We start from the raw sequence: 12,212 nt of genomic DNA, 5'->3' as shown, positions 1-12,212 counted from the left end.
TGAGCAACGCCAAGAGGAACTGTCTGTGGGGCATAGCCCCGATATAGCGCTAGTCTAGATTGTACTCAAGCCCAACATTGCCCGTAGGGTAAGAGTCAGGAAGAATAGGCTGCTCACAAATAAACCCAAGATGGCGATCAAGGTGACTGGGCGCTTCAACAGTGGCACTAATGGCGCAAAGGTGTTCAGAAACAGTCCTAAGACGATACTAATTAAGTACCGGGGGTAGCGAAAGACGTTATCCCAAAATCCGTCAAACATCTGAATGTAAACTGCCTTGTTATATACTTACGTTTGTTTTGATATGCTTAATCTACTCAATTGTAATCTATGCGGCTGGAAAATTAGCCAGCTAATATAAAATATTGCCCGTCGGTTATATTGGCTTTATTTAGTCACGATTATTTTCAGTTAAATCGTAGGTAAATGGTAATTCAAATCCCCAAGGAAACTAGCCCGCGTCCATTTTTGAAGTGGGCAGGGGGTAAAAGTAGGCTGATACAGCAATATATTCCTTATTTTCCCAAGAGTTATAAAAATTACTATGAACCCTTCTTAGGTGGTGGTGCTGTTTTTTTCTATCTCCAACCAAGTGCAGCCATTTTAACTGATATTAACGCGGAATTAATTAACACTTATTGTTGTGTTAGAGATCATGTTGAGGAGTTAATTTCTATATTGAAAGAGCATAAAATCCGACATGATAAAGATTATTACTATAGTGTGCGAAATAACTCTGCGGGTACTGATTTAGAAAAAGCCGCTCGTCTAATTTATCTTAATAAGACTTGTTTTAATGGTCTTTATCGAGTCAACTCACAGGGTAAATTCAATGTGCCTTTAGGCAGATATGAAAATCCTAATATTTGTCATGAAAACTTACTGCGAGTAGCCTCGGTAGCACTTTCTCACGCAGAAATTCAACAAGCAGATTTTACAGAAGTCCTAAATCATGCGACTAGCAGTGATGACTTTGTATTTTTTGATCCGCCCTACCATCCTATCAGTGAAACTAGCTATTTCACTGCTTATAGTCAAAATTGTTTTAGTAAAAAAGACCAAGAACTTTTAAGAGATACTTGTGCAGAGTTGGCGAGTCGTGGTGTCAGAGTTATGGTATGTAATTCTGATAGCGAATTTATTAGAAAAATTTATCAAGATATCAATTTTGAAACCTATAAAATCAAAGCAGCGCGTTCAATTAACTCAAATATAAAAAACAGAGGCATGATTTCCGAACTATTAATTACGTCTTTTAAAGATTTTTATTTGCCCAAGCAATGAATCTGTCTAAGCTATAAACTGCTAATAAATTATGGTTATCATTAACTCTTGCTTTTAGCCATTTGCTTGCACCTTCTCGCATACCTTCACCGCCTAATATGACGATAGTTGGTGCAGGGTAATAGTGCTGAATGTTCATGTTCAAGTAAGGGAACTTTTCATCAACCGAACCGGGGCTTTCTTGCCATTTGCACTCGAAAATTAAACCAGATGGCATTGCAGGTGAGCCAACAACATAAAAATCAACTTTCAGATCGGTATGATAAATTCCAGTTCCAATATAAATTTCTTTTCCATAACGTTTTGGTAATAAAGCAGCATTTAGGATAAATTCTTTTGGGACATAGTTCCCTACTTGGAAATAATTATATCCATTCAAGATTGCTTCTACATTTCCTTCTAAAATATTCCCAGACTTATTTGCCCGTCCGCCTTGAGTCAGAGCCATCTTCAATCCCTCTGCCAAAAGTCCTCCTTATTATAGGATTTCACAGAAGCAGTAAAAAAGGGTCAGTTGCTTAATATGAATTTTTGATTTTGACTAAACAAGGCTGGATTAATAGGTAAAAAAATCCGAAAATATTGGTATTTTTGTACTAAATAAATACAAATGTATTAATAATTTGGATAAAAAACGAGTTACTAATTCAGGGAAGTATGAAAGGAATAGAATTTTCCTTTTCTCTTTGCCCCTGATTAAGGTTGGATAAATTTTAGTGATTTCGCCTTAGCACAACTTTGCATAAATTCGTGGCGAATTCAGGGTTGAAATTTAAACGCAAAGGATCGCAAAGGTTAGCGCAGAGGAACGCAAAGGTTTAATCAAGGCAATTTTTTTGGCTAGGAACTTGTGAAATTATGTACTTAGCTTTAGCCTGTCTGGGCTTCAGTATGACCGTTGCGGATAGCCCATGCTATTTCTAAAAGTTGAGTCCAGCGCTTTTGTAGCTGTTTGGGGGTGCATTTGATGGTTTTAGCGATCGCTTGGTCGTTTTCCCGTGCAGTTTTTAACTGTAATAGTTGCTGTTGCTCTTGTGTGAGTTGATTCACAAAGATTTCCCACTGCTGGGAAGATAAACCCAATTTTTGCTCTAAACCTGCGCCTAACCATTGATGTACCAATTGCCAGTGGTGTTGTTTGGCAAACTTTTCTACATGGTATTTAAAGCGTTGTTGGAGATAATCGCGCTGACGGCTGGTTAAACCGAGAATTTGGTCAATTTCTGGGGCTGAGAGGTCTTGGAGTTTCAAGCTGAGGTAGTTCATACAATCAGATTGACCTTGAGACTCTAGGTATTTCATCAATTCAGTGATGACGCGATCGCGTTCTGACTCTTCTGATGGATCGAAATTAGTTTGGGCGATCATTTGCGATCGCAGTTGTTGCACCGCCGAGTTACGCTGGTAAGATTCTGCTTCTTCACCCTTGGCAGACTCTACCGCCATTTCAATATCCACGGTAGTTTCTTGGGGCTGACGACGAGCAAAACCTTGGGCCCGCAAGATAATCAATTGCTGATTTGCACCACCAGGTAAATTAATCCGGCGTTTGGCGTACTGCTCCGTAAAGGACATATATTCAGCTAATTGCAGCTGAGTACGCGGCGTGTGATCGTTAGGTAATTCGTTTTCTCTACGGAAAGCTTTGATAGCTTCGATATAAAATGCTTGTAAAAAATCTTCAATCAGGCTGTAACGAGCCTCAAAACCCAACTCCGAGCCGGACATAGTTATATGGCGGTAAACCATAGCACCCAAATTGCTATGTAATTCCACCCGCCCTTGTTTGGAACCTAGTTGGTAGTAACGTAAGCACTTTTGCATCCGATGCCTTCCCAAAGTCATCTGCCAGGATTTGATTTCCCCAGATGTTTGAATACGGGAGCTTTTGTCGCAAATGCGTTCTACTTCTACGGCTATGCGCTTTGCTAAAGCTTCTACACACTTGGGCGCTGCTTTCACTTGCCCTTGCATTTCCTCACACAGCAATTCAATCAAGGTATTGCTGCTGTTGTCTGAAAAATCTTCAGTCGAAAGGTGGTTCTCAAAAATGGGTCTAGAGTTTGGTAGATTGACGACGTTAGCTTTCATGACTTTTCCAGGTAGTAGTATTGCACCGTAATTAGAACGCAGACACAGCAATCAAGACCGTACTTGGCTTGTGAATCTTTGGGCATTCATCCATCAAAACTTGCCGTATGTAATGCTCACATCTAAAGCTCATATATAAAACTGTAGGAAATACGAAAGAGTTATAGTTATGCCAATGTGTCGGTTTTTTTCACAAGCCACTACATTGACGCTGACACACGAGTACTCGCCATTTTCTCAAAATTGTCAAATACCTTGCTGTGTCAACTGTTTCCACCATCCTGTTATATCCACTGCGTCACCGAACAGCCCGTCGTAGACATCGCCTCTAAATATGACAATTTCAAAACTGGAGTCGTTTTGATCACAATTTCCGAAACAAAGAGGTGCGCCTGTGAAGTGGAATTCTTATACCCATGCTGCTGCTGCTTCCCAACCTAAACCCCTCCGTATCATTACTGGTTCGTCTTCCGTCAAATCCAAGATGGTAGACACTTCATATGTAGGTTCCTGGCCAGTGTCTATAATGATGTCTACCAACTTATCCAAACGATCAAATAGCTCTACCCGCGACTGAACAGTTTCTTTCTCTATCCGAATCATGCCATTATCTGCTTCATCTGGTGGCAGATGTGCTGAAGTTGAAATAATCGGATTGCCCAACGCTGCCAGCAACTCCAAACACACAGTATGGTTTGGGACTCTAATTCCAGTAGTTTTCCGCTTGGGACTTTGCACCAATCGCGGTACTAACTTAGTCGCTGGGAGCAAAAACGTGTACGGCCCTGGAATCAGGCGTTTCATAATTCGATAGCCTGTGTTACTTACGAAGGCATAAGTTGCCACATTTGAAAGCGAGGGACATAAAAATGTCAGTGGTTTATCATTTGCTAGCTGTTTAATTTGCCGCACTCGTTCTACCGCCGACTTAGCATTCAAATCACAACCGATCGCATAGACTGTATCAGTAGGGTAAAGCATGACTGCGCCACCAAAGAGCGCCGACTTTATTTCCTCTATTCGGCGAATTTGAGGATTATCCGGATGAACTGGGAAAATTTTTGCCATAACTGGGAGTGGGGAGTGGGGAGTGGGGAGTGGGGAGTGGGAGAATGGGGGAGATGAGGGAGATGAGGGAGATGAGGGAGATAAGGGAGAATAACCAATGCCCCATGCCTAATGATTAATAACTAATGACAAATTTATTATGAATAAAATAGCTTATTTTCAATGTCCGACGGGGATTTCTGGTGATATGTGCCTGGGTGCTTTGGTAAGTTTGGGTGTTCCTGTGGAGTATTTAATTGAAAAACTCAATGGGTTGGGTATTCAACACGAATATCAGTTAAGGGCAGAACTTGTCCAACGGAATGGTCAGCAGGCGACTAAAGTTCATGTGGATTTAGTACACGATCATCATCATCATCATCACCACGACCACGATCGCGAACACAGTCACGATCGCACACGCCACTTGCCAGAAATAGAGCGGATGATTCTCAAAGCGGGGTTGCCATCACGGGCAGAAGCTTGGAGTTTGGCGGTATTCCGACAGCTAGCAGTCGCTGAAGGGGCGGTGCATGGCATTGACCCTGAAAAAGTTCATTTTCATGAGGTGGGTGCTGTAGATGCGATCGTCGATATTGTGGGTACTTGCTTGGGGTTGGATTGGTTGGGGATTGAGAGCAATCAGGAAGGATTGCCCCTACTTTACTGCTCGGCGTTCCCGACTGGTGGCGGCACTGTTCGGGCTGCACATGGTCAGATGGCAGTACCAGTACCAGCCGTATTAAAGCTGTGGGAAATGCGGAATTGTCCAGTTTATAGCAATGGCATTGACAGAGAATTAGTGACACCAACAGGAGCTGCGATCGCCACTACTTTAGCAAGAGATTTTGGTTCACCACCGGCGATCGCTATCAAGCAGATAGGACTGGGAGCAGGAACCATAAATTTACCCATTCCCAATATTTTACGCCTCTGGCTGGGCGAAAGCGCAAGTTTACAGTCTAATTTCAGCGATTCTGAGGATACTAGCTCAAATTTAGAAACGATATCGGTACTAGAAACCCAAATTGATGATTTAAATCCGCAAGCGATCGGCTATGTCTTTGAGGCGTTATTTGCGGCTGGTGCGGTGGATGTTTTTACCCAGGCGATCGGGATGAAAAAGTCCCGTCCAGGGATTTTGCTAACTGTGATTTGTCATCCAGAAAATTTACTGAGTTGTGAAGCAGTTTTATTCCGCGAAACCACTACTTTGGGCATTCGGCGAACAACTCAGCAACGCGTCATTTTACAACGGGAAATTCAACAAGTGGAAACGGAATATGGCAAAGTGCGTGTCAAGGTAGCATGGAAGGGACAATTACCAGAAAAAGTTATTGCTAATGTGCAGCCAGAATATGAAGATTGTGCAGACTTAGCCCGAAAACATCATATTCCCTGGCGCGAAATTCAACGGCTGGCGCTACAGCGTTGGTATTTAGAAAATGGCTGATACAAACTCCTCGTTCCTCGTTCCCAGTCTCCGACTGGGAATGCCATCCTCAAGGCTCCGCCTTCCCTCACAAATCAATCAACTCTACCTCTAATAAACCTAGTTCTCCCATGTAATTGCGGCAACTAGAATACCGCCAATGTGCGGGATCATCGACATATCCACGTCTGACTATACCGGATGAAAAGCCCCTAGACCCTATGGGAGGCGCTAGAGGCATGGATTGTATTATGAACTGATGGGAATTTACACTATGGTTAATCTTCTTCGTCTTGTCTTTTAATTTGTCTTGCAATTTCGAGAATTTCGTGGTAGTCCATATAGTCTTGACCAAGCTGATCATGTAGTTTACGACGTTGCCTTTCGTCTAAACCCGCTTCTTTAACAGCGTTATCAACCTTTTGTTTGGCAGACTGTTGATTTTCTTTCTTTGGTGCATACCCTCCCCTGCCCGAATCGTCTTCGTCGTCAAAATTTACTTTATCTGTCATGGTTGCATCCTTAAACTCTGTAAAGCTATCTGAAACTAGCTTTTATGAGTATTTAAAGTCATCAGTATTTTCACCGTTTGAATGAAAAACGTCCACATTTGTCACCCGCACTAGACGCTGTAAGGCTTTCAGTCATCGTTAAAATCTCTCAACCACACACAGACTTTTAAAAAAGTCCACAGTAACCCACAGTCAAACCACACGTTAGATTAGGCGTTTCAGCCATTGCTGTGATTCCCGTCCACAAAGGAGGGAATTAACTAAATTTAAAGCAGTTTAATTACTTAGAGCTTTGATCAAGTATTGTGTCAATGTAAACGCATCTACACCCAATTCGGTACGCTCTTGGGCGGCTATTATACCGGCTTGCGAATGCCACCAAGCGGCAGTTCCCACAATATCTTCTATGGGGATCTGTTTAGTTGCTGCTTGCGCCAACAATCCACCCAGTAGCCCAGTTAATACGTCGCCGCTACCGCCACGCGCTAAGGCGGGTGTACTTTCAGGAACAATCCAAACGACACCTTCAGGGTTTGCGATCGCAGTTCTTGCCCCTTTCAACAACACTACCGCCCCACTTTGCGCCGCCGCTTCCCGTACTGCTTTTACCCTGTCATGTTTGGCATCGGCGACATCAGGAAACAATCGCTCAAATTCGCCCGTGTGGGGTGTGAGTACGGTTACTCCTTGACGTTTTTTTAATGTGGCGATCGCTCCCATTTGTGCGAGGATATTTAAACCATCGGCATCGAGAATTAAAGGGCGTTCGCTGTTGATCACTTCTTGGACAATAGGCGTAGCATCTTGGGTTAAACCGGGACCACAAGCGATCGCATTAAAGGAACTCAGATCGGTTTTTTCTGGTAGTTGTAGGTGGGCGATCGCTCCGGTTTCCGTCTCTGGACAACCGACAATTAATCCTTCTGGCAAATGCGATACCAAAAGGGGTTTTAGAGATTCGGGTACTGCGATCGAAAGCATTCCCACACCACTTGCCCTCGCACCCAAACCAGTTAAAATTGCTCCACCTGCATAGCGCCGCGAACCGCAAATCAACAGTAAATGTCCTTCCTTATATTTGTGGGTAACAGGTGGACGAGGTAGAGGTAAAGTAGCAAGTGCCGTTGCTGGTGTAATACGTTTAATTCTGGGTGTATCTTTGAGAACAGCTTCTACATCAGCTAAAGGAATATCAAAATCGATTAACTCAGCTTTGCCGAGATATTCCAGCGCCTGATCTTGCAAGAAAGCTAGTTTCCATAAACCTAAGCAAAATGTGTGAGTGGCGCGAATGGCAGTTCCTAATACAACGCCAGTGTCGGTGTGTAAACCTGAAGGTAAATCGATGCTATAAATCGGCACAGACAATTCATTTAGCTGATTAATTGCAGAGGCGATCGGATCGGTGAGGTTTCTTTCTAAACCATACCCAAATAACCCATCAATCAACAAATCAGAATTTGGCAGTTGCTCAATTGTTTGATAAATTGGAATCCCCAAATTCTGAGCATATTGCAAGTGTTGCGAAGTTAATTCTTTGAGCTTAGAGAAAGGAGAATAAATCCAAATCTCATACCCGCGAAAGTGTAATTCACGGGCTACTACTAAAGCATCTCCACCATTATGACCGGGACCGACAAGAATTCCAACACGAGATCCCCCCGCCTGTGGCGACCCCCTTAAAAAGGGGGTGTTTGAAGGAATATAGCCCCACTTTTTAAGGGGGGTTGGGGGGATCTCTTGAATGCGACGCGCAATTAATCCCGCTACCTTTTCCATCAGAGCAACTACAGGCATTCCCGCCGCAAAGATCCGTTCTTCAATATCGCGCATCTGCCCAGCAGTCACCACCACTTGCGAAATTTTTTCTTGCCTGTTCTGCATCAGTCCTAAGTGCTGAGTTATGAGTTTTAGGGTAACTGAAACTTTAGCAGATTTTAACTTTCATTCGGTGGGTTTAAGTCCCCGGCAACTAAGAAGCCGCAAGTATGTAAGTCTTGTTCTGTCTTACAAAGTTGCTCAAGAGGGAAGACCCCAAGACCGCAATGCAGCGCTGTCTTGAGAAATCGCTCCACTTGGGCAAAGCCCAAGACCGCGTTTCTCGCTAAATCCCCGTTACAAAACTGTACTTCCGACTTCCGACTTCCGACTTCCGACTTCCGACTTCCGACTTCTTTAAGATGGTCTTAAATCGTTAGATAATTCCACAATACCCCTAGACCCATCAATCCTAACTCGTTGACCATCTTGCAGGAGCCATGTAGCACCTCGAACATCCATGACGGCGGGAATCCCATATTCACGAGCCACGATCGCACCGTGAGAAAGCCGTCCACCAACTTCGGCAATTAATCCTCCAGCCCTTAGTAACAATGGTGCCCAGCCGGAATCTGTGTAAGGTACTACCAAAATCGTATCTCGGTCAATCTCTGGCACGTCTTGTAAATTTCGCAACACTTTCACCCTGCCTTCGGCTTGCCCCTGACTAGCTCCAATGCCTTGTAAGATTTGGTCAGAGTAGATCACAGAGGGAGCTAAGGGGTGAGGGGGTGTATTGCCGTAAACTAAAAAGGGTACTTGAATGATCTCGCTATCTTGCCGGAATTGCGATCGCCTCAATTCCACTAACTCATCCAACTGCTGAATTAAGCTGGAATCTCCACCCCCAACTAGACGCCTCACTTGATCAAAGTCGAGAAAAAAGATATCTCCTGTTTGCTTAAGTAAGCCGGACTTTAACCAGATCTTCTCTAAAGCGACAAAACTCCACCGCAATTCAGCCAAAAGTCGGGAATAAACTTCGGTAACTCGTCCTTTGATATCCACACGCCGTTGCACAAAAGAGCGTTTGGAGTTACCAGCAAAGATGCTATTAATCGCGTCTTTAGCGCCTGATTGTGGTTCGTTACCCTGCATTAACTGCACAAACATCTGCTTAATCATCTGGGGATTCTCCCGCCAAGTGGGAACGGAAATATCAGTTCCTACTTCACTTAAATAGCCATAATCCTGAAGCAATTCGTTAAATTCTTGGAGGATCTTCTCTCCCTCTGGGGTTTGCTTTAATTGCTCAAATACCTGCTGTGGCTCAAACTCCAGCAATACCTCCTTGGCATCTGTAGCTATTGCACTCAGCGATCGCAATGCCGCGATCTCTGGGGTAACGCTGTGATCAATTTGGTCATCCTTCACCCGAAAAATCCCCTGGCGGAGGGCAACGCTCAAGGGAGTTAAAATGCTGTAATACGTCCCCTGACGCAGCAACTCCAAAATAAAGTCAATTCTTGCTAACAGCTTCGATGGTTCCAAACGATCTATATTTGACTGCGCCAACTGCGATAACCCAGGAATGAAGCGTTGGTGATAATCCCGCTTGAAGTCTTTTTCTAAACTTAATTCCCGCCTCAGCAACTTCCCTAGTCCTGGCAAATTTTCCCAAGTTGACTCCCAAGACGGCTGACTTAATTTAGCTCCTCTGGTTAAAAATTCCAAACTTGACGACGGCAGTCCCATGCGAAGAAAAATATCTCCTAAGAGGGATGCGTTAAAATAAGCTCTGGAATAATGCAGAGTTGCTGTTTCGGCGAAATCTAACCCCAAAGTGCGATCGCCCAAAACTAAAGTAAAAAGTTCTCCCCATGCTCCACAAGTTAAGGGACGATTAATTGACCATGTTAAGGGGTGAATTACTCCCGGAATCACTTCGGCGGCGATTTTGCGTGTCCACATCGGTAGCAGAGTGGTAATCGGTCGAGCTTGCAATACCCAGAGTGTTTGACCGTCATAACTCCATTCGATATCTTGAGGAGTGCCATAATAACGTTTTTCGAGTCGGTGAGCTAAGTATGCGACTTGCTTGATTAATGCTTGTGGTACTCGTCCTTCACCCTCTAATTGCACAGAGGAAGAATTTTCTGTTTCCAGGACAAAAGCGCGATATTGTTCTGGTGTGACTTTTCCCGAAACGACTTGCGTCGGGCTGCCGGGAAGGGCTTCAATGATGATTGCATCACCTTGCTGAGTAATGGGATCGCGGCTGAAAGCGACACCAGAATAGATACTCTGGACTTGTTGTTGAATTAACACAGCCATTGCTGAGTCATTTAAGCCGCGATCGCGCCGATATTGCACGGCAGATGGATGATTGTAGGAAGCTTGAACTTGAGCGATCGCTAACTGCAATGCGTGTGGACTGGTAACATTTAAAACTGTTTCATACTGCCCAGCCGCCGAAGAGTGTTCTGAGTCTTCTCCAATGGCAGAAGAACGCACCACCAAGGGAGATAATTCTGATGGCTGAAGAAATTCTGTCAATAGTTCGGGATCGTCGATTGGGGCAAGTACCCACCCCTTCGGGACTGGATAGCCCCAGCGCTTAATTTGAGATAATGTCGCCGCCTTTTCGCCGACAATGGTAGCATCCAAATCTTCATCTAGAGAAACCATCGTGCGATCGCCGCGTAAAAATTCCAACATCGCTTGCGATTCTGTTTGTGCCTCTTGGGTTGGCAGATTCATATCATCAGGAGTTTTTGTATAAATCCAGCCCATTAAACCAGCTAAGGCAACAGCAGCCAGCATTCTGGGGATATCGCTAATGTGCAGAAGTGTCACAAACAGAGGAAAGAGAAGCAAAACCCCAAATTTGACTACCTGTTTGGAGTGCAGAATTGAAAAGCTAATACCTGCAAAGAAAAATACAAATATTGCCACCAGTGGATCATGTACGACAAATCCCCAGACGACATTTGTCGTACCTGCCCCTCTGCCTATCCAATATCTACCGATTACCAGGGCGATGAGCGCAATCAATTCCCAAGACGATCCATCTGGGAAGAAAGCGCGGGTGAGGAAAACTGCTGCAACTCCTTTAAAAGCTTCTGACAAGACTGCCAGAATTCCGACAAATCTACCACCGTGATAAAAGGCAGCTGATACACTAATGTTTCCTGTACCAACTTGTGATAATTGCTTGCCCGTAAGCGCGTAAGTAATCCAGGCAATCAGGGGTAATCCGCCCAAGAGGGGGCAGACAATTAAAATAACTAAGACACCCCAAGGTTCAAACATTTTGGATTTTGGATTTTAGATTTAAATTTTCCATCTAAAACCTCAAATCTCAAATAATTAAGTTTTTCTGAAATTTTTGATGGTTAATAGGGCGTTTTTATCAAAAAGAATTCAGGAATCAGAATTCAGAATGGACTGGAGTATGGCTAGAAGATGAACACAGGGCTTTAAAAACAATCCAAACCATAGATTTAGAGGTCTACAATTAGGTGGTAGTTTGAATCCCCAAGGAAAAGCATTCTGAATTCTGGATTCTGGATTCTGTATTCTTGTTCAATTACTAGTTGCTGAATGGACACTTGGCTAGGACGGAAACCGTTTTTGCCAGTGTCCTTCTCGGCTACTAATGGTTTTAGTTTAGCGCATAGGCAGCTTGCAGCGCCCAGATGATCAGAGCAGCGATCGATCCCAGAAGCAGCACGGTAGAGATAGTGACTACTTTTGGAGAATCTGCACCCTCAAATTTCATAATTCCGCGATTTAAGTCGGACACAGCTTTGTAATCCTCTTTTGTTGGAGCATGAAACATTTGTCCGTTTTGATTGTAGTCCTTCTATTTACGGATGATGTTAAATTCCTAATATTATTTAGGGAGTGGGGAGTGGGGAGTGGGGAGTGGGGAGTGGGGGAGGAGGGGAGATGAGGGGGATGAGGGAGATGAGGGGGATGAGGGGGAGTGAGAATTTTAGATTTTGGATTTTAGATTGAAATTTAATCCAAAATCTAAAATCCAAAATCCAAAATTGAATTGCCCAATGCCCCATACCCAATCTGGG

11 protein-coding genes are annotated in these 12,212 nt (G+C 43.9%); 2 read left to right on the top strand and 9 right to left on the bottom strand.

Annotated elements, in window-relative coordinates; translation table 11 throughout:
* Window positions 1–54: 54 nt before the first annotated feature.
* Window positions 55–261 (bottom strand): DUF751 family protein, encoded by a 207-nt coding sequence (locus V7K27_RS34720; protein ID WP_334953360.1) that lies wholly within the window; start codon window positions 259–261, stop codon window positions 55–57.
* 165 nt (window positions 262–426) lie between these two features.
* Between V7K27_RS34720 and V7K27_RS34715 the strand changes: the two genes are divergently transcribed.
* Window positions 427–1,284 carry a DNA adenine methylase gene (locus V7K27_RS34715; RefSeq protein WP_334953359.1) on the top strand — a complete coding sequence of 286 codons (858 nt, stop codon included), beginning with the start codon at window positions 427–429 and terminating at the stop codon, window positions 1,282–1,284.
* Here V7K27_RS34715 and V7K27_RS34710 read toward each other — a convergent pair.
* The 3 genes from V7K27_RS34710 to V7K27_RS34700 all read right to left on the bottom strand — a co-directional run bounded on the left by V7K27_RS34710 (window position 1,256) and on the right by V7K27_RS34700 (window position 4,443).
* Entirely contained in the window at window positions 1,256–1,732 is a 477-nt protein-coding gene (locus V7K27_RS34710; protein WP_334953387.1) for a PD-(D/E)XK nuclease superfamily protein, read from the bottom strand. The genes V7K27_RS34715 and V7K27_RS34710 overlap by 29 nt on opposite strands.
* Window positions 1,733–2,154: 422 nt before the next feature.
* Window positions 2,155–3,375, bottom strand: coding sequence for a HetZ-related protein (locus V7K27_RS34705; RefSeq protein WP_334953358.1), 1,221 nt, complete (start codon window positions 3,373–3,375; stop codon window positions 2,155–2,157).
* 408 nt (window positions 3,376–3,783) lie between these two features.
* Window positions 3,784–4,443 (bottom strand): L-threonylcarbamoyladenylate synthase, encoded by a 660-nt coding sequence (locus V7K27_RS34700; protein ID WP_334953356.1) that lies wholly within the window; start codon window positions 4,441–4,443, stop codon window positions 3,784–3,786.
* A 139-nt stretch (window positions 4,444–4,582) separates the two neighbouring features.
* On the opposite strand from V7K27_RS34700, the gene larC reads away from it, so the two are divergent.
* On the top strand, window positions 4,583–5,875 hold the full coding sequence (larC, locus tag V7K27_RS34695) for a nickel pincer cofactor biosynthesis protein LarC (protein WP_334953354.1): 1,293 nt from the start codon (window positions 4,583–4,585) through the stop codon (window positions 5,873–5,875).
* 257 nt (window positions 5,876–6,132) lie between these two features.
* Here larC and V7K27_RS34690 read toward each other — a convergent pair whose 3' ends face one another.
* From V7K27_RS34690 to V7K27_RS34670, 5 genes are all read right to left on the bottom strand, one after another.
* On the bottom strand, window positions 6,133–6,366 hold the full coding sequence (locus V7K27_RS34690; RefSeq protein ID WP_334953352.1) for a hypothetical protein: 234 nt from the start codon (window positions 6,364–6,366) through the stop codon (window positions 6,133–6,135).
* A gap of 276 nt (window positions 6,367–6,642) precedes the next feature.
* Entirely contained in the window at window positions 6,643–8,250 is a 1,608-nt protein-coding gene (locus V7K27_RS34685; RefSeq protein ID WP_334953350.1) for an NAD(P)H-hydrate dehydratase, read from the bottom strand.
* A gap of 291 nt (window positions 8,251–8,541) precedes the next feature.
* Complete coding sequence (locus V7K27_RS34680; RefSeq protein ID WP_334953348.1) at window positions 8,542–11,436, bottom strand: glycerol-3-phosphate acyltransferase; 2,895 nt, start codon at window positions 11,434–11,436, stop codon at window positions 8,542–8,544.
* A 352-nt stretch (window positions 11,437–11,788) separates the two neighbouring features.
* Window positions 11,789–11,965, bottom strand: coding sequence for a hypothetical protein (locus V7K27_RS34675; protein WP_292827636.1), 177 nt, complete (start codon window positions 11,963–11,965; stop codon window positions 11,789–11,791).
* Between the two features lie 58 nt (window positions 11,966–12,023).
* Window positions 12,024–12,200, bottom strand: a complete 177-nt coding sequence (locus V7K27_RS34670; RefSeq protein WP_334953346.1) for a hypothetical protein — start codon at window positions 12,198–12,200, stop codon at window positions 12,024–12,026.
* Window positions 12,201–12,212: the final 12 nt, after the last annotated feature.

Source organism: Nostoc sp., from assembly GCF_036919575.1.
Classification (GTDB): domain Bacteria; phylum Cyanobacteriota; class Cyanobacteriia; order Cyanobacteriales; family Nostocaceae; genus Nostoc.
This window is presented reverse-complemented; position numbering and strand designations above follow the sequence as displayed.

Coding starts and splice junctions, on each gene's coding strand:
- V7K27_RS34720 (WP_334953360.1), bottom strand. CDS start 261: ATGTTTGACGGATTTTGGGATAACGTCTTTCGCTACCCCCGGTACTTA.
- V7K27_RS34715 (WP_334953359.1), top strand. CDS start 427: ATGGTAATTCAAATCCCCAAGGAAACTAGCCCGCGTCCATTTTTGAAG.
- V7K27_RS34710 (WP_334953387.1), bottom strand. CDS start 1,732: ATGGCTCTGACTCAAGGCGGACGGGCAAATAAGTCTGGGAATATTTTA.
- V7K27_RS34705 (WP_334953358.1), bottom strand. CDS start 3,375: ATGAAAGCTAACGTCGTCAATCTACCAAACTCTAGACCCATTTTTGAG.
- V7K27_RS34700 (WP_334953356.1), bottom strand. CDS start 4,443: ATGGCAAAAATTTTCCCAGTTCATCCGGATAATCCTCAAATTCGCCGA.
- larC (WP_334953354.1), top strand. CDS start 4,583: ATGAATAAAATAGCTTATTTTCAATGTCCGACGGGGATTTCTGGTGAT.
- V7K27_RS34690 (WP_334953352.1), bottom strand. CDS start 6,366: ATGACAGATAAAGTAAATTTTGACGACGAAGACGATTCGGGCAGGGGA.
- V7K27_RS34685 (WP_334953350.1), bottom strand. CDS start 8,250: ATGCAGAACAGGCAAGAAAAAATTTCGCAAGTGGTGGTGACTGCTGGG.
- V7K27_RS34680 (WP_334953348.1), bottom strand. CDS start 11,436: ATGTTTGAACCTTGGGGTGTCTTAGTTATTTTAATTGTCTGCCCCCTC.
- V7K27_RS34675 (WP_292827636.1), bottom strand. CDS start 11,965: ATGTTTCATGCTCCAACAAAAGAGGATTACAAAGCTGTGTCCGACTTA.
- V7K27_RS34670 (WP_334953346.1), bottom strand. CDS start 12,200: ATGGGGCATTGGGCAATTCAATTTTGGATTTTGGATTTTAGATTTTGG.